This is a genomic window from Nonomuraea roseoviolacea subsp. carminata (assembly GCF_024172185.1).
GTDB classification, from domain to species: domain Bacteria; phylum Actinomycetota; class Actinomycetes; order Streptosporangiales; family Streptosporangiaceae; genus Nonomuraea; species Nonomuraea roseoviolacea.
The window spans coordinates 332,416-351,235 of record NZ_JAMZEC010000001.1; the positions used below are offsets into that span (position 1 = coordinate 332,416).

An 18,820-nucleotide genomic window follows, 5' to 3' on the forward strand; every position below is an offset into this window, starting at 1 on the left:
TACCTTAATTGGTACAGACCACTTGGCAGTCACGGACGACGGAGAAGGTAGCCGCCGTAGCTCACCGCGATCACGGCCGCGAGGGCCGCGCGCGCCACGCCGGTGTACTGCTCCGGGTAGATGACTCCCTCGATGTAGTGGTCGATGAAGCCGCTGGGAGGCAGGGCCGGCAGACCGGCCCCGCGGCGGCCCCAGTCTTCCAGGACCGTCAGCGGGCAGTCGACGCCCGCGACGACGGACAGCAGTGCCCAGCATACGACGGCCGCATGAGCCCAGATCGTCCGCCTCCACCTCCAGGCGAGGAACCCGCCCACGGCGAGGTAGGCGAGGAAGGCGAAATGCGCCGCCATCGCCAGGTCCGCGACCAGGCGATACATCACCTCTTCACGGTAACCGCCCGCAGCGCGTCCACGACCCCGTGGCCGTAGAAGCCGTTCTTGGCCTTCCCGCCCTCGCAGGTCTGCGTCTCGCTCTCGCCGTACACCTTGTAGACGTACGCGCGGGGCCGCGGGCACGCCTTGTGCTGGGCGGTGGCGTAGAGCAGCCGCTGCGTCTCGGCGGGGTCGAGTTGGAGGCCGCCCTTGCCGGGCTTGCCGAAGCGGCTGACGAGCAGGGCCGCGACGCCGGTGGCGTGGGGCGCGGCCATGGAGGTGCCCTCCATGTACTGGTAGTACGAGCACACGCCCTTGGAGCAGTCGCGGACGACCTCGGCGGTCTTGGGCTTGCCGGAGCCGTCGAGCTTGCCGGCGGCGCGCAGCGCCGCCTCCGGGGCGGCGGCCAGGATGCCGCGGGTGGCGGAGGTGCCCTTGCCGTCGAGGGTGTCGCCGCCGGGCGCCGCGAGGTCGGTCTGCTCGGTCCCGTAGTCGCTGTAGATGGCCTTGCGCCCGGACGGGCCGACGGAGGAGATCGAGATGACGCCCTTGGACTCGGCGGGCACGTTGAGGCAGGAGTTGTCGACCTTGCGGATCTTCTCGTCGCCGCGCGGGTAGCCGGGGCTGTCCTTGTCGAGCTTGGGCTTGCCGAGGTCGGTGGCGCCGTTGCCGAGGGCGGAGACGAGCGTGACTCCCCTCTTGCGGGCGTAGTCGAGGGCGCGCTGCATGCCGGTGATGATGGCGCGCTGCTCCAGTTGCTCCTTCTTGCCGTCGGCCTTGTTGTGGGCGCAGTTGAACAGCCACGGGTCCACGTAGTAGCTCATGTTGACGACGTCCACGCCGATGTCCCCGGCGTAGGTGAGCGCGTCGAGGCTGGCCTTGAGGAAGAAGTACCCGGAGTCCTGGCCGGCCCGGATGTTGACCAGGCTGACGCCGGGGGCGACGCCGCCGATGCCGATGCCGTTGATCGGCGAGCCGATGGTGCTGGCGACGTGGGTGCCGTGGCCGTCGTCGTCGCGGTCGACGGGGTCCTTGCAGCCGCTGACCTCGCAGGGGCCGTCGAGGGTGTCGCCGTTCACGTCCTTGGGCCGGTCGGTGACGAAGTTGCGGCTGAGGGCGCGGTCGAAGTTCGGGGCGATGTCGGGGTGGGTGCCGTCGACGCCGGTGTCGATGATGCCGACCAGCACCTTCCTGGTGCCGCCGGTCTTGGCGTGCGCTTTGTCGGCGCCGATCATCCGCATGTCCCACTGGCGGGGGGCCAGCGGCTCGCCGGAGGAGTCGCCGTTCGCGATCGACGGCCCGTCGGGGAAGGCCCGCGAGCCGAGGCGGCTCCCGGAGGCGGCGGGGGCGGTGAGGGCGCCGCTGGGGTCGGACAGGGCGGAGGGGAAGCCCCGCCAGGAGGCGCCGGTGGACGAGGCGTAACCGATCGCCCGGTCGGTGGACACGCCGACGACGGCCGGGTCGTCGCCCAGCGCGCCGACGAACGCGTCTCCCCCGCCCTCGGCGATCAGGTAGCCGAGCCTGGGGTCGCCGCCGACGGCCTTGCCGCCCGCGCGGTCCACGGCGGAGCGGGCGTCCCCCTGGTGCCCGCCGGCGTAGAAGACGAGGTAGGAGGCCATCGGCGCGGCGGCGGTCGTGGCGTCGGGCGCGCCGGCGGGCGCACAGGCGGCGATGGCGGCCGCCGTGGTGAGCACCGTGAGGCCAGCGACAAGTCCCCGCATTCTTCCCCCATTCGCCCGCATACGCAGATTTCGCATCCTTCCGCCACACGGCACAGGATGCAACTCATGCGCCGACGGGCGCCGACGGGGTGAAGCGCACGGGCATCGACTCGTACCCGGAGATGAAGTTGGCCGGACGGCTCGCCGGCTCCGCCGCGCCGACCGGCTCCATGTCGGGCATCCGCCGCAGCAGCCGCTCGACCATGGTCCTGACCTCCAGCCGGGCCAGGCTGTTGCCCAGGCAGAAGTGGCTGCCGAAGCCGAAGGCGATGTGGTCGTTGGGGGTGCGGGCCACGTCGAAGCGGTACGGGTCGGCGAACACCGTCTCGTCGCGGTTGGCCGACGGGTAGAGCAGCAGCACCTGGTCGCCGGCGCGCAGGCGCTGTCCGCCCAGCTCGGTGTCCGCGACGACGGTGCGGTTCATGTTCTTGATCGGCGAGACCCAGCGCAACATCTCCTCGACCGCCGCCGGGATGCGGGCCGGGTCCTCGGCCAGGGCGCGGCGCTGGTCGGGGTGGACGAGGAGCTGGTACACGCCTCCGGACAGGACGTGGCGGGTGGTCTCGTCGCCGCCGATGAGGATGAGCAGGCACTCGTACAGCAGCGAGTCGTGGGCGAGGCGGTCGCCGTCCACCTCCGCGTGGACGAGGGTGCTGATGAGGTCGTCGCGGGGGCAGGCGCGCCGGTCGTCGATGACTCGGTTGGCGTACGCCTCGTACTGCTCGAACGCCTCTCCGGCGCGGACGAGCAGCTCGCTGTCGGCCTGCCCGACCAGGCCGCGCAGCATGTCGTCGGACCAGCGCATCAGCGCGTCGCGGTCCTCGGGGGCCACGCCGAGGGCGTCGCCGATGACGATCAGCGGGAGCGGCGCGGCGATGTCCCAGACGAAGTCGCACTCCCCGCGCTCGCACACCCGGTCGAGGATCTGGTCGCACAGCCGCTCGATCCGCTCGGCCTGGGCCGCCACGCGGCGCGGCGTGAAGCCCCGGCTGACGAGCCGGCGGCGCAGCAGGTGCGCGGGGTCGTCCATGTCGATCATCATGGGGAGCGGGCCGGAGTCCGGCCGGATGCCCTGGGCGTTGGAGTAGGCGCGGGGGTTGAGGGAGACCCGGCGGACGTCGCGGTACGACGCGACGCCCCACACCTTCCCGTCCCAGTAGACCGGGGCGTTCTCCCGCATCCAGCGCAGCTCCTCGTGCGGGTCGCGGCCCCAGAAGGCGCCGCTGGTGAGATCGATGGCGTCGTTGACCGGATGGTCGACGGCGTGCCTGACCGGGTGATCCGTCACCGCTCGTCCTTTCGCCGTGGCTCGTGCGACACCACTCAACCAACCAAGCGATAGGTTGACAAGCCCCGAGGACGCGTCGCTCGCCGTCGAGGCGCTCACGACGGCCTGCCCTCGTGGTCGCAGGTCGGACGCGAGCACGGTCTCCCCCGCCCGGCTCGCGGTGGACCACGTGCGGGTCCACCGGAAGCCGCCGGCCTGACGAGGACCGCACCAGACGAGAGCGCCCGCCCGGAACAGGTTCCGGGCGGGCGCTCCGCGGTCGGGGCGGCGTGTCAGACGAGCGGGCGCGCCGTCGGCAGGATCGGGTACGGCAGCGCCGTCTCCCCCGTCAGGTACCGGTCGACGCCGGAGGCGGCGGCCCGGCCCTCGGCGATGGCCCAGACGATGAGCGACTGGCCGCGGCCCATGTCGCCCGCCACGAAGACGCCGTCCACCTTCGACATGTACGTCTTGTCGCGCGTGACGTTGCCCCGGGCGTCGTAGAAGCCGTCGCCCGCGACCTCGGCGAGGTCCTCCAGCAGGGCACCCTTCTCCGGGCCGAGGAAGCCCATGGAGAGGGTGACCAGCTCGGCCGGGATCTCCCGCTCGGTGCCGGGGATCGGCCTGAAGCCGTTCTGCGGGCCCTCGACCTCGACCAGGCGCAGCGCGCGGACGTTGCCGGCCTCGTCGCCGACGAACTCGGTGGTGGAGACGGCGTAGACGCGGTCGCCGCCGCCGTCCGCCAGCTCCTCGTGCGCGCTCTCCATCTTGAACAGGATGGGGAACGTCGGCCACGGCTGGCTGCCCGGCCGCGACGCCGGCGGCCTCGGCATGATCTCCAGCTGGGTGACCGACAGCGCGCCCTGGCGGATGGCGGTGCCGATGCAGTCGGCTCCGGTGTCGCCGCCGCCGATGACGACGACGTGCTTGCCCTCGGCCGTGATGGGCGACTCGGCGAGGTCGCCCTCCTGCACCTTGTTCGACAGCGGCAGGTACTCCATCGCCTGGTGGACGCCGTTCAGCTCGCGGCCGGGGACGGGCAGGTCGCGCCACTGGGTGGCGCCGCCCGACAGCACCACCGCGTCGAACTGCTCGCGCAGCTCGGCGGCCGTGACGTCCACGCCGACGTTGACGCCGGTGCGGAACTCGGTGCCCTCGGCCCGCATCTGGGCCAGGCGGCGCTCGATGTGCCGCTTCTCCATCTTGAACTCGGGGATGCCGTAGCGCAGCAGGCCGCCGATGCGGTCGGCCCGCTCGAAGACCACCACGTCATGCCCGGCGCGGGTGAGCTGCTGGGCGGCGGCCAGCCCGGCGGGGCCGGAGCCGACCACGGCGACGCGCTTGCCGGTCCTGCGGGCCGGCGGCTGCGGCGTCACCCAGCCCTCGGCGAACGCCCGGTCGATGATCTCGACCTCGACGCGCTTGATCGCCACCGGGTCGGAGTTGATGCCGAGCACGCACGCCGCCTCGCACGGGGCGGGGCAGAGCCGGCCGGTGAACTCCGGGAAGTTGTTGGTGGCGTGCAGCCGCTCGATCGCCTCGCGCCAGTCGGTGCGGTAGACGAGGTCGTTCCACTCGGGGATGAGGTTGCCCAGCGGGCAGCCGTTGTGGCAGAACGGGATGCCGCAGTCCATGCAGCGGGCCGCCTGCTTGGTCAGCTTCTCCTGCGGGAAGTCCTGGTAGACCTCCTGCCAGTCGCTGATGCGGACGTCCACGGGGCGGCGCGCCGGCAGCTCGCGGTCGTACGTGAGAAACCCCTTGGGGTCGGCCATCGGTTACGCCTCCCTTAACCCTGAACCGCGGCGGACATGACCGCCTCGTCGACGTCGCGGCCCTCGATGCGGGCGGCCTCGGCCGCGCGCAGGACCCTCTTGTAGTCGGTCGGCATGACCTTGCCGAACCGGCCGAGCGCGGAGTTCCAGTCGGCGAGCAGCTCCTTGGCCGCCGGCGAGCCGGTCTCGGCGAAGTGCTTCTCGACCGTCTCGCGCAGGAACTCGGCGTCCTCCTCGGTGAGCTCCTCGATGGCCACCATCTCGCGGTTGACCCGCTCGGGCCGCAGGTCCAGCAGGTAGGCGACGCCGCCGGACATGCCGGCCGCGAAGTTGCGGCCGGTGGGCCCGAGGACGACGGCCCGGCCGCCGGTCATGTACTCGCAGCCGTGGTCGCCGACGCCCTCGACGACGGCGGTGGCCCCGGAGTTGCGCACGCAGAACCGCTCGCCGACGACGCCGCGGACGAACACCTCGCCGGAGGTCGCGCCGTACAGGGCGACGTTGCCGGCGATGATGTGGCCGTCGAGCGGCGCCTCGTCGTGCGGGCGGACCGTGAGCCGGCCGCCGGACAGGCCCTTGCCGAGGTAGTCGTTGGCGTCGCCGGTCAGCCGCAGCGTGACGCCGCGGGGCAGGAAGGCGCCGAACGAGTTGCCGGCCGAGCCGGTGAACGAGATGTCGATCGTGTTGTCGGGCAGGCCGGCGCCGCCGTACCGCTTGGTCACCTGGTGGCCGAGCATGGTGCCGACCGTGCGGTTGACGTTGCGGATGGGCAGTTCCAGCGTGACCGGGGTGCCGTGCTCCAGCGCGCCCTCGGCGAGCTGGATGAGCGTGTTGTCGAGGGCGTGGCGCAGCCCGTGGTCCTGCTCGACCGTGCGGCGCAGCGGGGTGCCCTCGGGCAGCTCGGGCCGGTGCAGGATCGGCGACAGGTCGAGCCCGTTCGCCTTCCAGTGGTTCTCGGCCGCCGACACGTCGAGCAGCTCGACGTGGCCGATGGCCTCGTCCAGCGAGCGGAAGCCGAGCTGGGCGAGGTACTCGCGGATCTCCTCGGCGATGAACTCGAAGAAGTTCACCACGAACTCGGGCTTGCCGCTGAAGCGCTTGCGCAGCTCGGGGTTCTGCGTGGCGACGCCCACCGGGCAGGTGTCGAGGTGGCAGACCCGCATCATCACGCAGCCGGATACGACGAGCGGAGCGGTGGCGAAGCCGTACTCCTCGGCGCCGAGCAGGGCGGCGATGACGACGTCGCGGCCGGTCTTGAGCTGACCGTCGACCTGCACGACGATGCGGTCGCGCAGCCCGTTGAGCAGCAGCGTCTGCTGGGTCTCGGCCAGGCCGAGCTCCCAGGGGGCGCCCGCGTGCTTGAGCGAGGTCAGCGGGGAGGCGCCGGTGCCGCCGTCGTGGCCGGAGATGAGCACCACGTCGGCGTGGGCCTTGGACACGCCCGCCGCGACCGTGCCGACCCCGACCTCGGCGACGAGCTTGACGTGCACGCGCGCCTCGGGGTTGGAGTTCTTCAGGTCGTGGATGAGCTGGGCGAGGTCCTCGATCGAGTAGATGTCGTGGTGCGGCGGCGGCGAGATGAGGCCGACGCCGGGCGTGGAGTGCCGGGTCTTGGCCACCCACGGGTAGACCTTGTGGCCGGGAAGCTGGCCGCCCTCGCCGGGCTTGGCGCCCTGGGCCATCTTGATCTGCAGGTCGGCGGCATTGACGAGGTACTCGCTGGTGACGCCGAAGCGGCCGGAGGCCACCTGCTTGATGGCCGACCTGCGCTCGGGGTCGTAGAGGCGCTCGGGGTCCTCGCCGCCCTCGCCGGTGTTGGACTTGCCGCCCAGGCGGTTCATCGCGATGGCGAGCGTCTCGTGGGCCTCGCGCGAGATCGAGCCGTACGACATGGCGCCGGTGGAGAACCGCTTGACGATCTCGGAGACCGGCTCGACCTCCTCGATGGGGATCGGCGTCCGGTCCGACTTCAGCTTGAACAGGCCGCGCAGGGTCATGAGCCGCTCGGACTGGGAGTCCACCAGGTCGGTGTACTCCTTGAAGATCTCGTAGCGGCGGGTCCTGGTGGCGTGCTGGAGCTTGAAGACGGTCTCGGGGTTGAACAGGTGCGGCTCGCCCTCGCGCCGCCACTGGTACTCGCCGCCGATCTGGAGGCTGCGGTGCGCGTTGGGCACGCGCGGGTAGGCGTGGCGGTGCCGCTCGGCGACCTCGCGGGCCAGCACGTCGAAGCCGACGCCGCCGAGCCGGGAGGTGGTGCCGGTGAAGCAGGAGTCGATGACCTCCTGGCTCAGGCCGAGCGCCTCGAAGATCTGCGCGCCGGTGTAGGAGGCCACGGTGGACACGCCCATCTTGGACATGACCTTGATGACGCCCTTGCCGTACGCCTTGATGAGGTTGCGCACGGCCTTGCGCTTGTCGCCCGGGATCACGCCGGTGTCGACGAGGTCCTCGACGGTCTCGATCGCGAGGTACGGGTTGACCGCGCCGGCGCCGTAGCCGATGAGCAGCGCCATGTGGTGGCACTCGCGGGCCTCGCCGGTCTCGATGACCAGGCCGATCTTGGTGCGGGTCTTCTCCTGGATCAGGTGGTGGTGGACCGCGCCGGTCAGCAGGAGCGCCGGGATCGGGGCCAGCTCGGCGGAGGAGCCGCGGTCGGACAGCACGATGATCCGCGCGCCCTCCGCGATCGCCTCGGACACCTCGGCGCGGATCTCCTCCAGGCGGTGCAGCAGCGCCTCGCCGCCGCCCGAGACCTGGTACAGGCCGGAGACGACGTGCGGGTGGAAGCCGGGCAGGTCGCCCTCGTCGTTGATGTGGATGATCTTCGCGAGCTCGTCGTTGTCGATCACCGGGTACGGCAGGACGAGCTGGCGGCAGGAGGTGGGGCCGGGGTCGAGCAGGTTGCCCTCGGGGCCGAGCACGCTGGCCAGCGAGGTGACCAGCTCCTCACGGATGGCGTCCAGCGGCGGGTTGGTGACCTGCGCGAAGAGCTGCGTGAAGTAGTCGAACAGCAGCCGCGGCTTCTCGCTGAGCACGGCGACGGGCGTGTCGGTGCCCATCGAGCCGATCGGCTCGGCGCCGGTCCTGGCCATCGGGCTCAGGATGATCCGCAGCTCCTCCTCGGTGTAGCCGAAGGTCTGCTGGCGCTTGATCAGCGCCTCGTGGGTGGGGATCTCCCGCTGGCGGGCGGGCAGCTCCTCGAAGCGGACCAGGCCGGCGTGCAGCCAGTCCTCGTACGGCAGCTCGGCGGCGAGCTCGGCCTTGATCTCGTCGTCCTCGATGATCTTGCCGCGGGCGGTGTCGATGAGGAACATCCGGCCGGGCTGCAGGCGGCCCTTGCGCACCACGTCGCCGGGGGCGAAGTCGAGCACGCCCGCCTCGGAGGCCAGCACGACCAGGCCGTCGGCGGTCACCCAGAAGCGGCCGGGACGCAGGCCGTTGCGGTCGAGGACGGCGCCGGCCAGCGTGCCGTCGGTGAAGGTGATCGAGGCGGGGCCGTCCCACGCCTCCATCATCGAGGAGTGGAACTCGTAGAAGGCCCGGCGGGCCGGGTCCATCTCGGTGTGGTTCTCCCACGCCTCGGGGATCATCATGAGCACCGCGTGCGGCAGGCTCCGGCCGCCGATGTGCAGCAGCTCCAGGGCCTCGTCGAAGCTGGCGGTGTCGCTGCCGTCCGGGTCGCAGATCGGGAAGAGCCGCGAGATGTCGCCCGGGATGTGCGCGGAGGCCAGCATCGCCTCGCGGGCGCGCATCCAGTTGCGGTTGCCCTTGACCGTGTTGATCTCGCCGTTGTGGGCGATGTAGCGGTACGGGTGGGCCAGCGGCCAGCTCGGGAAGGTGTTGGTGGAGAAGCGGGAGTGGACCAGCGCGATGGCCGTGTCGTAGCGCTCGTCGCTCAGGTCGGGGAAGAACGGCTCGACCTGCTCCGGAGTGAGCATGCCCTTGTAGACGATCGTCCGGGCGCTCAGCGAGGGGAAGTAGACGCGAGCCTCGTGCTCGGCGCGCTTGCGCAGGCAGAAGGCCAGCCGGTCGAGCTCGATGCCCGACTCGCCGGCCGGGCCGGCGACGAAGAGCTGCGCGAAGTGCGGCATGACCGCCCGCGCGCTGGGGCCCGGCAGGGCCCGGTCGACCGGCACGTCCCGCCAGCCGAGCACGGTCAGGCGCTCCTCGGCCGCGATCTCCTCGATCAGCCGCACGGCGGCGGCGCGCTCCTCCTCGCCGGCCGGCAGGAACGCCATGCCGGCGGCGTAGCGCCCGGCCTCGGGCAGCTCGAAGGGCACGTTCGCGCGCAGGAAGGCGTCGGGGATCTGCGTGAGGATGCCGGCTCCGTCGCCGGTGTCCGGCTCGCTACCCTTGGCCCCCCGGTGGTCGAGATTGAGCAGGGCCGTCAGCGCCTTCACCACGATCCCGTGCCCACGGCGGCCGGCGACGTCGGCCACCATGGCCACACCGCAGGCGTCATGCTCGTTGGCGGGGTGGTAGAGGCCCTGGGGCTCGGGGAACCCGAGGCGGGCAGCAGGCATTGAATCCCTCCCGTCGTCATCGTCTGTTCGAAACTGCTCAACAGGCGGGGACGACGTTGGCCCTGCTGCGTTGTGCGTAGAGATTACCGCACCCATCTCACATGGTGCCCGCTCTGTCCGCATTGCGAACATTGCCCCTATCTGGAGCTGGGCATTTCCACTGACGCAACACCGTAAACCATGGCTGAATTCCCATGCACGCGGGCCGATAAGGTTGCACTCATGGACCGTGACGGGTTGGAGCGGCTGCTCAGCGAGGCCGGGGTGGACAGCAGGCGGCTCAGGCACGCCCTCACCCTCCTGTGCGACGGCCAGTGGTGGACCCTGGCCGACCTGGTGCGCGACAGCGCCACCTCCCGGCGCACGGTCGAGGCGCTGCTGCGCGAGGTGCGGCTGGAGCGCTCCGGCGACCGGTTCCGGGTGCCGGCCGCCGACTCCCCCGCCTACCAGGACCTGCTGGCCATGGCGCCGCCGCCCGCCGACCCGGTCGCCCACCTGCTGCCCCACTACGAGCACGCGCTGGAGCGGCTGACCGGGTTCGTCGCCTCCGGGCCGCGCTCGCGCCAGGCGCTCGACCACGTCGCGGCCACGCCCGAGACCGTGCTGCGGCGGGCGCTGCTGCTCGGCGCCCGGTTCTGGCTGCCCGGGGCGCGCCTGCTGTGCGTGGGTGACCACGACCTGACCTCGCTGGCCGTCAAGCTCGTCCACCCCGAGACCGACGTCACGGTCGTCGACGTCGACGAGCGCATCCTGCGGCACATCGACGCGCAGGGCCTCGGGGTGCGCACCCGCTGGGCCGACCTGCGGCTCGGCCTGCCGCCGTCCGCCCTGGACCACGACCTGGCGATCACCGACCCGCCGTACACGCCGGACGGGGTCGGGCTGTTCGTGGCGCGCGCCCTGGAGGGGCTCAAGCCCGACGGGCGGGTGCTGCTGGCGTACGGCGCGAGCGAGCGCACGCCCGCCCTGGCGTTGAAGGTGCAGGGGGCGCTGGCCGCGCTCAACCTCGTCAACGAGGCGATCTACCCCGACTTCAACCGCTACGACGGCGCCGAGGCCATCGGCTCGGCCGCCGACCTGTACGTGCTGCGGCCCACCTCCCGCACCCGGCCCGCCGTGGCCGCCCGCGTCGAGCGGCTCTCGACCGCCATCTACACGCAGGGCCCGCAGTCGGTCGAGTCGGCCGCCGCCGCCCCGGCGCCGGCCGGGGCCGCGGAGGGGGCCGACCTGCTGGTGGGCGACTGGCCCAAGGAGCTGCCGCAGCCGCGGGTCAAGCTCACCACGTGGCTGGCCAAGCCGTACGCGGCGGCCGTCCGCCGGGTGGCCGTCGCGGTGCCGCCGGGTCTGGAGGCGGCGCTGCCACGCCTGCTCCTGGCCACCCGGGCCGAGCACGTACGGGCCGTCCTGTCCGCGCCGCCCGGCCCGCCGCCCGGCTTCCTGGCGGAGGTGTACGCGACGACGGTCACGGGCGAGACCGTGGAGGCCGCGCGCCGGCCGCAGCCGGACGACCCGGCGGGGGCGGTGCTGCGGCGGGTCCTCGACAACGCCCACGGGCGGCTGGCCAACACCTGGCGTGAGGCGCTCATCGCCCTGGCCAGGGAGCAGGGCACGGCGCTCACCAAGAACGAGGCGCGCGCCCTGATCCGTCAGGCCGCCCCGTGGGCCGAGGGCCTGACGCCGCTGGAGGCGCCGCTGCACCGGCTGTCGGCCCTCCCGGGCGAGGTCGCCGCCACGGTCGCCGCGCTGTCCGGCACGCTGCCGGGCTGACCCGCACACTGCCGGGCTGACCGGCGTCCGCGGGGCCCCTCCGCCGCGAGGGGGCCCGGCTTCCGGGTGGGAGTCGCGGCGGCGCGCTACGACGCCACGGGCGCCGGGTCGGCCGCCAGGGCGAACGTCTCCACCAGCTCCGTGCAGGTGCCGTGCTCGCCCATCACGCACAGCGCCAGCGTGTCGTAGGTCGCGGTGAAGTCCGCGGCCGGCGGCAGCGCGCCGTCCCCGGGCCGCCACGCCCGTTCACGGAACCGCGTGATCGTGATGTGCGGGCGGAACAGCTCGCCCACCTCGTCGTAGCCGTACCGGTCGAGGTTGTCGCGGGCCGGCGGCGGGGCGGTGAGCCGGTGCTCGGCCAGCACCCGGCCGACCGGGTCGAGGCGGCGCAGCCCCGTGCGCAGCGGGGCGACGGCGGCGATGACGTCCTCCTGCAGCCGCGTGAGGGCGTCCGACTTGACGTAGAACAGCTCGAACATGCCGTGCTCGTTGCCCACGAACCGCTCCCCCGCCAGGTGGAGCGCGGGGGTGCGCGCGGCGATGCCGCGCAGCAGCCGGACGGCCTCGGCGCGGTCGCCGGGCGTGAGGTTGGCCATGTAGAGCGAGATGTGCGGATAGGGTCCGTCCTCGCGCAGGACGAACTCCGTGGGGGCCGGTTCGGCGCAGCTCCGGCTCAGGTCGGCGGATCGGGCGTTGACGTCCGGTGGCGGGAGGAGCACCACGTCGTACACCGGGAGATCGTCCATACCGCTCATGGTAGGGACCGTTCGGAGAATTCGTGATCCTCCTTCCTGCTTCACCGGCATCTGCCTCGATCGCTCTAGGTCTTACGTCACCTCTACAGGCGGTTAGCGTCTCCGGGGAACTGCCCGGCGACGTGGATCTACGCCGCGTGGTGCTCGAGGCTCATGGCGTTGAGCAAGTTGCGGGCGGCGTTGACATCCCGATGGTGACCGAGACCGCACCGGCACGTCCACGACCTGTCGGCAAGCGTCAACTCCTGGTTGATGGCTCCGCATCCGCCGCACAGCCTCGAGGAAGGGAACCAGCGGTCAGCCGCCCACACATTCGATCCGTACCACGCGGCTTTGTACTCGATTTGGCGGAAGAACTCCCCGAACCCGAGATCGGAGATCGCTCGAGCGAGCCGCCGGTTCTTCACGAGCCCGGCGACGTTGAGGGTTTCGACAGCGATGGCTCGCTTGGATCTCGCGAGCATCGTCGTCGTCTTGTGCAGGAAGTCCGCCCTCCGGTTGGTCACCGCAAGGTGGACCTTGGCAAGCTTCTTGACCGCCTTCGCCCGGTTGCTCGAGCCAGGACGTTTCCTCGAGACCGCCTTGCCCGCTTTGCGCACCTTGCGGAGGGCGGCCTTGAGCGGCTTGGGAGCGTCGATCTGCAGTACAGTGCCGTCGTCGTCCACGATTGTGGCGAACGTCTTCACTCCGACATCGATCCCGCACGCCGGCATGTCGTCCGAGACCGCGCGCTGGGAGTTGATGTCGGTCCGGTCGATCTCGAGTTGGAACGACACCCACCAGCGACCCGCATGCTCGCGGACCGTGGAGCCGATGACCCGAGCCTGGCCATCCGCGATGCGATCGGTCAGCCACGACATGTCCTCGAGGGTGTGCACCTTGCCGACGCCTGGCAGCCTGACCATTCGAGTTGCCTCGGGCCTGGCGCGGTCAGCGTCGTAGCGGAACCTCGAGCCGTGTTTGCGCTTGCGCCAGCCTGGGAAGCCGACCTTTCGACCTTTGCGTCTACCGGATCTGGAGTCGAAGAAGTTCTTGAACCCGGCCGCCCGGGCCCTGCACGCCTCCTTCGGCACCCTCGATGACAAGCCCTCCCCGGCGAACCATGGGTAGCGGTCACGGTGCTCGAGACGCCACAGGCGCTCGAACGCAGGAGCCGACCACGGGACAGGTGTCAGATCTGCAGCGCGAATGCCGTAGGTCTTCTCAGCCTCGCGCTGCTCAAGCGCAGCATGCACCTTCTCCAGGCAGAAGTTCTCCACTACCCGGGAGAGGCCCGCGTGCTGCCCGAGCCGAGCACGTTGCTCGCGAGTCGGGGCCAGTTCGACACGGTAGCCCTGCCGGACGCTCACACAACCTCCCGCGCGGCGCGGCATAAGGCTGAGCGCCGCCCGTACAGCCGCGCCCACTCGGACGGTTTCACTCGTCAACAATCCCAGTTGAAGCGTCAGAAACACTGATGACTTCGCCAACAGCACAAGACCCCAGGCGTGATCCGCTCGCCCTCTGAGGGCCGACTTATCATGGGAGGAGCGCCGTAAGGGGGTGCCGGGATGCGTGTCGACGTGGTCGTGGAGACGCCCGGGGGCTCGCGCAACAAGTACGAGATGGACCAGGCCAAGCAGCGGATCCGGCTGGACCGGCTGCTGTTCACCTCGACCGCCTACCCCTACGACTACGGCTACGTCACCCACACCCTGGCCGAGGACGGCGACCCGCTGGACGCCATGGTGCTCCTGGACACGCCCACGTTCCCCGGGTGCGTGATCTGCGCGCGGCCCATCGCGGCGTTCTGGATGACCGACGAGCACGGCCCCGACGCGAAGATCCTCTGCGTCCCCGCCGGCGACCCGCGCGCCGAGCACGTGCGCGACCTGGAGGACGTCCAGTGGTACGTGCTCAACGAGATCGGCCACTTCTTCGACGTGTACAAGGACCTGGAGCCCGGCAAGAGCAGCAACACCCGGGGCTGGGAGCCCCGGGCGTGCGCCGAGGAGATCATCGACGAGGCGGTGCGCCGGGCCGGCGCGAACGGCTGACGCACTCCGCGCCCCCGGTCACACGAGGCTCTGGCCGCCGTCCACGGTGATCACCTGGCCGGTGACGTACGGGTTGGCCATGAGGAACAGCGCGGAGGCGGCGGCCTCCTCCGCCGTGCCGTACCTGCCGAGGAGCGTGCCGGCCCCGGCGGCGGCCATGGCGGCGTCGGTGGCCAGCCCGGAGGCGCCGCGCATCAGCGGCGTGTCGACGACGCCGTAGCGGACGGCGTTCACCCGCAGCCGCCGGGGGGCCAGCTCGACGGCGAGCGCCCGGGTGAAGGTCTCGACGCCGCCGATGGAGGCGAGCGGCCCCGTCAGGCCCGGCACGGGACGGATCACGTACGTGCCGGAGCTGAACGTGAGCGTGCCGCCGGCCGGGAGCCGCGCGGCGGCCAGGCGGGCGGCGGTGAAGGCGCCGAGGACGCGCTCCTCGAAGGCCGCGCGGAGGTCGCCGGCCGAGACGTCCGTGACGGGCCCCGCGCCGGTGAGGCCGCCGCTGGTGACGAGCACGTGGTCCACGGAGCCGGCCAGGTCGAACGCCTCCGCGAGCGCCGCCTCGTCGGCCCCGTCGGCGGCCACGCCCAGCACGTCCGCCCCCTCGCCCGGGTTCTCGTCGCGGACCCGGGCGACGGCGGCGGCCAGCCGCTCGGGGTTGCGGCCGACCAGCACCACCCGGCCGCCGAGGCGGCGCAGCAGGGTCGCGGCGGCCAGGCCGATCCCCGAGCTGCCGCCCACGATGACGGTGGCCGAGCCGGCCAGCCCCTCGGGCAGGGGCGAGCGCACGGGAATGGCGGTGACAGCAGACATGACGAGCACCTCTCAGGAAGTAAACCATCCGGTTGGTTTGAATTCTGCGCACACCGCCGCACGGAAGTCAACTGGATGGTTTAATTCAGGGCATGAGCTACGACGCGGAGGCCACGCGGCGGCGCATCTTCGCCGCCGCCATCGACGAGTTCGCCGCCCACGGCCTGGCCGGGGCGCGGGTCGAGCGGATCGCCGCCGCCGCCAAGGCCAACAAGCAGGCCATCTACCTCTACTTCGGCGGCAAGGACAAGCTGTTCGGCGCGGTCGTGCGCGCCAAGGTGGACGAGGTCTGCCACAGCAGCTCGATCGACCCGAACGCGCTGGGCGAGTCCGTCGGGCAGCTCTTCGACTGGTACCAGGAGCATCCGGAGCTCATCCGGCTGCTGCTGTGGGAGGCGCTGGAGAGCGGGCCGGGGGCGGTGCCGGGCGAGGACGAGCGGCGCGCCGCGTACCGCGACAACGTGCGCGACCTGGTCGGCGCGGGCGTCGCCGCCCACCTCGACGAGCCGGCGCGCACCCGCGCGGCGCAGGACTGGATGTTCACGCTGCTCGGCCTGGTGGCGTGGAACTTCGCGGTGCCGCAGCTCTGCCGCCTGGTCCTGGATGAGGACGACGAGCGGACGGCCCTGGCCCGCCGCCGCTCGGCCGTGGTCGGCGCCGTCCGCGCCCTGGCCGCGCAGCGGCTGGAGGAGGCGTCCGGCCAGGGGTGAGGCGCGTCTCAGGGTCGCCCCAGGGTCGCCCGGGGGCCGTCCCCGATGCCCGCGCGGCGGCCGCCCGCCTACGCTGCCGCTGGGACCGGTGTTCGGGGACGGGCCCACGTCATTCCCCACCTCTCGCGCGCCCATGGAGGCCCGATGAAGGCGATCGTCCAGGACCGGTACGGCCCGCCCGACGTCCTCGAACTGAGGGAGGTGGACCGGCCGTCGCCCGCCGCCGACGAGGTGCTGGTGCGGGTGCACGCCGCCTCGGTCAACGCCTACGACTGGCACTTCATGCGCGGCCACCCGTACGTGCCGCGCGTCGTCATGGGCCTGCGCGGGCCCAGGACGCCGATCAGGGGCAGGGACTTCGCCGGGCGGGTCGAGGCCGTCGGCGGCGAGGTGACGCGGCTGCGTCCCGGTGACGAGGTGTACGGGGAGGCCGACGGGACGTTCGCCGAGTACGTGTGCGCCCGCGCCGGCGCGGTGGACCTCAAACCGGCCAACCTGAGCTTCGAGCAGGCGGCGGCGATGCCCCTGGCGGCCGGCACCGCGCTGATGGGCCTGCGCGACGCCGGACAGGTCCGGCCGGGGCAGAAGGTGCTCATCAACGGCGCGTCGGGAGGTGTGGGAACCTTCGCCGTCCAGGTCGCGGCGGCGCTGGGGGCGGAGGTGACCGCCGTGTGCCGGGGCCGCAACGCCGACCTGGCCAGGTCGCTCGGCGCCCACCACGTGATCGACTACACCAGCGAGGACTTCACCCGCACCGGGCGGCGCTACGACGTCGTCTTCGACGGGGTGGCGACCCGCACGCTGAGCGACCTGCGCCGCGCGGTGACCCCCACGGGGACGCTCCTGCTGGCCGGCGGCGGCGAGCCGGGCGGCGTCCTCGGGGCGATGGGGCTGCTGTTCAAGGCGCTGGCGGTCAGGCCGTTCGTCCGCCAGCGGCTGGTGCCGGTCATGGGGCCGGCGCCGCGCTGGGAGAACCTCGCGGCGCTGCGGGAGCTCGCCGAGGCCGGGAAGGTCACGCCGGTGATCGAGCGCTCGTACCCGCTGGACGAGGTGCCCGCCGCGATCCGGCACATGGAGGTCGAGCACGCCCGGGCCAAGCTGGTCGTCAACGTCGCGTGACACCCGGCGCGGCCCGGCGGCGGGCGCGTGACACCCGGCTCGGCCGGGCGGCGGGCGCGCGTGCGCGCGGGCCGGTCGGGCGCGGGCGCGTGTGCGCGCGGGCGGGTGGGGCGCGGGCGCGTGTGCGCGCGGGCCGGTCAGGCGTCCACCGGGTGGCGGTCGGTGTCGGGCACCCACCGCAGCGGGTCGGCGGGCGCGGGGAGCCGGGGGCCGCGGCCCAGCCGCCGCAGCAGCGTGCGCAGCGGCGGCGGGGGGTCGCGGCGCCGCCACACGATCCACCACGGCATGAGGATCTCCGGCTCGACGATCGGGACGCGCCGCAGCCCGCTGCCTCCCGCGTCGATGCTCCGCTCCCCCAGCCCCACCGCCGCCTTCTCGCGCAGGAACAGCTCCACCAGATGCCCCTGCCCGATGGCCGGCTCGGTGAAGCGGAGCGGCAGGCCGAACCGCTCGCACAGCCGCGTCAGGTAGCCGCGCCACTCCTCGGCGCCCGCCGGGTCCGGCACGGCGATGCCGTGCTCCCTCAGGTCGGCGGGCCGCAGCGCCTCCCGTCCGGCGAGGAGGTGGTCGGCGGGCACGAACGCGTCCAGCGGCTCCAGCCGTACGAGCCGGCAGGCGAGCTCCGCCGGCCAGGGACGCGGCGTGTCGTGGACCCGGCCGAAGGCCGCGTCGATCTCGCCGCGCCGCAGGGCGGGCAGCGCCGCGGACAGCCCCTGCCGCATGCTCAGCTCGACCCGCAGGGGCGGTTCGGCCGCGCTCGCCTCGCGCAGCATCCGCAGCGGGGTGAACCGCTCGTCGTAGACGTCCACGCGCAGCGGTTCGCCGCCGGTCCGCACGGAGTCCACGGCCCGGTCGAACGCGGCCACGGCGTCCACGGCCCGCGGCAGGAACCGGCGCCCGGCCGCGGTCAGCTCCACGCTGCGGGTGGTCCGCTCGAACAGCCGCGTCCCGAGGGCGTCCTCCAGTCTGCGGATCCTCTTCGACAGCGCCTGCTGGCTGAGGTGCAGCCGGACGGCCGCCCGCCCGAAGTGCAGCTCCTCGGCGGCGACGGCGAACGCCCGCAGGCCATGGATGTCCACGTCCATGGCGGACGAGCCTGGACCGACAACCACCGGTTGTCAATGCGGGCGGAACCGCTGTTGGACGACCAGCCCGGCGAGCCGCTTCGCTGGGAACCCGGTACATGCGTGAGAGGGGACGGCGGCGTGGACATCGTGGAGATCCGCCCGGAGCTGCACATGGTGGTGCTGGAGTTCGGGCAGATGTACGTGTGGGACGACGCGGGCGCGCTGACGCTCGTCGACACCGGCATCGCCACCTCCGGACCGGACGTCGCCGAGGCGCTGAGCCGGCTCGGGCGCCGTACGGACGACGTGCGGCAGGTCGTGCTCACCCACTTCCACGAGGACCACTGCGGCGCGGCGGCCGAGATCGCCGGCTGGGGCGAGGTGACCGTGATGGCGCACCGGCGGGAGGCCCCGGTGATCCGCGGGGACGCGCCCGGCCCGCCGCCGGCGTTCACCGACGAGGAGCGCGCCCTGCACCGCACTCTGGGCGCCCACCTGCTGCCGCCCGCGCCGCCCTGCCGCGTGGACCGCGAGCTGGAGGACGGGGACGTGATCGCGTTCGGCGGCGGCGCCCGCGTGATCGCCACGCCCGGCCACACCGACGGGAGCATCGCCGTCCACCTGCCCGGGCCGGGCGTGCTGTTCACCGGTGACACCGTGGCGCACGTGGGCGGCCAGGTGATGCCCGGGGTGTTCAACCTGGACCGCGCCGAGATGCTGCGCTCGTTCGCCCGGCTGGCGCGGCTCGACGCGCGGGTCGCCTGCGTCGGGCACGGCGAGCCGATCCGGGACGCGGGCGCCGCCCTGGCCGCCGCTGTCGCCCTCTGACCCGCTCCGGGAAACCTGATCCGGCGGGACTACGCGTTCCCCGGGCTGGGCACGACACTCCTGGACTCCGTGCGCCG

General features: G+C 72.6%; 15 protein-coding genes. 6 read left to right on the forward strand and 9 right to left on the reverse strand.

What is annotated here, in order from left to right; translation table 11 throughout:
• Positions 1–29 precede the first annotated feature (29 nt).
• From HD595_RS01495 to HD595_RS46560, 3 genes are all read right to left on the reverse strand, one after another.
• A complete protein-coding gene (locus tag HD595_RS01495) occupies positions 30–377 on the reverse strand; it encodes a DUF2784 domain-containing protein (protein ID WP_253781009.1) in 348 nt (115 codons plus the stop codon).
• A complete protein-coding gene (locus HD595_RS01500; RefSeq protein ID WP_253765144.1) occupies positions 377–2,092 on the reverse strand; it encodes a S8 family peptidase in 1,716 nt (571 codons plus the stop codon). The genes HD595_RS01495 and HD595_RS01500 overlap by 1 nt, the downstream gene beginning before the upstream one ends.
• Positions 2,093–2,156: 64 nt before the next feature.
• Positions 2,157–3,380: a cytochrome P450 gene (locus HD595_RS46560; protein WP_253765145.1), complete on the reverse strand. Its 1,224-nt coding sequence runs from the start codon at positions 3,378–3,380 to the stop codon at positions 2,157–2,159.
• Between the two features lie 55 nt (positions 3,381–3,435).
• Between HD595_RS46560 and HD595_RS01510 the strand changes: the two genes are divergently transcribed.
• A complete protein-coding gene (locus tag HD595_RS01510) occupies positions 3,436–3,579 on the forward strand; it encodes a hypothetical protein (protein WP_253765146.1) in 144 nt (47 codons plus the stop codon).
• A 73-nt stretch (positions 3,580–3,652) separates the two neighbouring features.
• Here the strand turns inward: HD595_RS01510 and HD595_RS01515 are convergent, their stop codons facing one another.
• The gene (locus tag HD595_RS01515) at positions 3,653–5,131 is read right to left on the reverse strand and encodes a glutamate synthase subunit beta (protein WP_253765147.1); all 1,479 of its coding nucleotides are present in this window, start codon (positions 5,129–5,131) and stop codon (positions 3,653–3,655) included.
• A 14-nt stretch (positions 5,132–5,145) separates the two neighbouring features.
• Positions 5,146–9,654, reverse strand: coding sequence for a glutamate synthase large subunit (gltB, locus tag HD595_RS01520; RefSeq protein ID WP_253765148.1), 4,509 nt, complete (start codon positions 9,652–9,654; stop codon positions 5,146–5,148).
• 222 nt (positions 9,655–9,876) lie between these two features.
• Between gltB and HD595_RS01525 the strand changes: the two genes are divergently transcribed.
• Positions 9,877–11,421 (forward strand): bis-aminopropyl spermidine synthase family protein, encoded by a 1,545-nt coding sequence (locus HD595_RS01525; RefSeq protein WP_253765149.1) that lies wholly within the window; start codon positions 9,877–9,879, stop codon positions 11,419–11,421.
• An 86-nt stretch (positions 11,422–11,507) separates the two neighbouring features.
• Here HD595_RS01525 and HD595_RS01530 read toward each other — a convergent pair whose 3' ends face one another.
• Both HD595_RS01530 and HD595_RS01535 read right to left on the reverse strand, forming a co-directional pair.
• A complete protein-coding gene (locus HD595_RS01530; protein WP_253765150.1) occupies positions 11,508–12,167 on the reverse strand; it encodes a DUF1045 domain-containing protein in 660 nt (219 codons plus the stop codon).
• Positions 12,168–12,304: 137 nt separating this feature from the next.
• The gene (locus HD595_RS01535; RefSeq protein WP_253765151.1) at positions 12,305–13,525 is read right to left on the reverse strand and encodes an RNA-guided endonuclease InsQ/TnpB family protein; all 1,221 of its coding nucleotides are present in this window, start codon (positions 13,523–13,525) and stop codon (positions 12,305–12,307) included.
• A 201-nt stretch (positions 13,526–13,726) separates the two neighbouring features.
• Between HD595_RS01535 and HD595_RS01540 the strand changes: the two genes are divergently transcribed.
• On the forward strand, positions 13,727–14,212 hold the full coding sequence (locus HD595_RS01540; RefSeq protein ID WP_253765152.1) for an inorganic diphosphatase: 486 nt from the start codon (positions 13,727–13,729) through the stop codon (positions 14,210–14,212).
• Between the two features lie 18 nt (positions 14,213–14,230).
• Here the strand turns inward: HD595_RS01540 and HD595_RS01545 are convergent, their stop codons facing one another.
• Entirely contained in the window at positions 14,231–15,019 is a 789-nt protein-coding gene (locus HD595_RS01545; protein ID WP_253765154.1) for an SDR family NAD(P)-dependent oxidoreductase, read from the reverse strand.
• 92 nt (positions 15,020–15,111) lie between these two features.
• Here HD595_RS01545 and HD595_RS01550 point away from each other — a divergent pair, with 92 nt between their 5' ends.
• Both HD595_RS01550 and HD595_RS01555 read left to right on the forward strand, forming a co-directional pair.
• A complete protein-coding gene (locus HD595_RS01550) occupies positions 15,112–15,729 on the forward strand; it encodes a TetR/AcrR family transcriptional regulator (protein WP_253765155.1) in 618 nt (205 codons plus the stop codon).
• 144 nt (positions 15,730–15,873) lie between these two features.
• Positions 15,874–16,848, forward strand: a complete 975-nt coding sequence (locus HD595_RS01555; RefSeq protein WP_253765156.1) for an NAD(P)-dependent alcohol dehydrogenase — start codon at positions 15,874–15,876, stop codon at positions 16,846–16,848.
• 137 nt (positions 16,849–16,985) lie between these two features.
• Here HD595_RS01555 and HD595_RS01560 read toward each other — a convergent pair whose 3' ends face one another.
• Positions 16,986–17,933 (reverse strand): LysR family transcriptional regulator, encoded by a 948-nt coding sequence (locus tag HD595_RS01560; RefSeq protein WP_253765157.1) that lies wholly within the window; start codon positions 17,931–17,933, stop codon positions 16,986–16,988.
• 120 nt (positions 17,934–18,053) lie between these two features.
• Here HD595_RS01560 and HD595_RS01565 point away from each other — a divergent pair, with 120 nt between their 5' ends.
• Positions 18,054–18,743, forward strand: coding sequence for an MBL fold metallo-hydrolase (locus HD595_RS01565; RefSeq protein WP_253765158.1), 690 nt, complete (start codon positions 18,054–18,056; stop codon positions 18,741–18,743).
• Positions 18,744–18,820: the final 77 nt, after the last annotated feature.

Coding starts and splice junctions, on each gene's coding strand:
- HD595_RS01495 (WP_253781009.1), bottom strand. CDS start 377: ATGTATCGCCTGGTCGCGGACCTGGCGATGGCGGCGCATTTCGCCTTC.
- HD595_RS01500 (WP_253765144.1), bottom strand. CDS start 2,092: ATGCGGGGACTTGTCGCTGGCCTCACGGTGCTCACCACGGCGGCCGCC.
- HD595_RS01515 (WP_253765147.1), bottom strand. CDS start 5,131: ATGGCCGACCCCAAGGGGTTTCTCACGTACGACCGCGAGCTGCCGGCG.
- gltB (WP_253765148.1), bottom strand. CDS start 9,654: ATGCCTGCTGCCCGCCTCGGGTTCCCCGAGCCCCAGGGCCTCTACCAC.
- HD595_RS01525 (WP_253765149.1), top strand. CDS start 9,877: ATGGACCGTGACGGGTTGGAGCGGCTGCTCAGCGAGGCCGGGGTGGAC.
- HD595_RS01530 (WP_253765150.1), bottom strand. CDS start 12,167: ATGGACGATCTCCCGGTGTACGACGTGGTGCTCCTCCCGCCACCGGAC.
- HD595_RS01540 (WP_253765152.1), top strand. CDS start 13,727: ATGCGTGTCGACGTGGTCGTGGAGACGCCCGGGGGCTCGCGCAACAAG.
- HD595_RS01545 (WP_253765154.1), bottom strand. CDS start 15,019: ATGTCTGCTGTCACCGCCATTCCCGTGCGCTCGCCCCTGCCCGAGGGG.
- HD595_RS01550 (WP_253765155.1), top strand. CDS start 15,112: ATGAGCTACGACGCGGAGGCCACGCGGCGGCGCATCTTCGCCGCCGCC.
- HD595_RS01555 (WP_253765156.1), top strand. CDS start 15,874: ATGAAGGCGATCGTCCAGGACCGGTACGGCCCGCCCGACGTCCTCGAA.
- HD595_RS01560 (WP_253765157.1), bottom strand. CDS start 17,933: ATGGACGTGGACATCCATGGCCTGCGGGCGTTCGCCGTCGCCGCCGAG.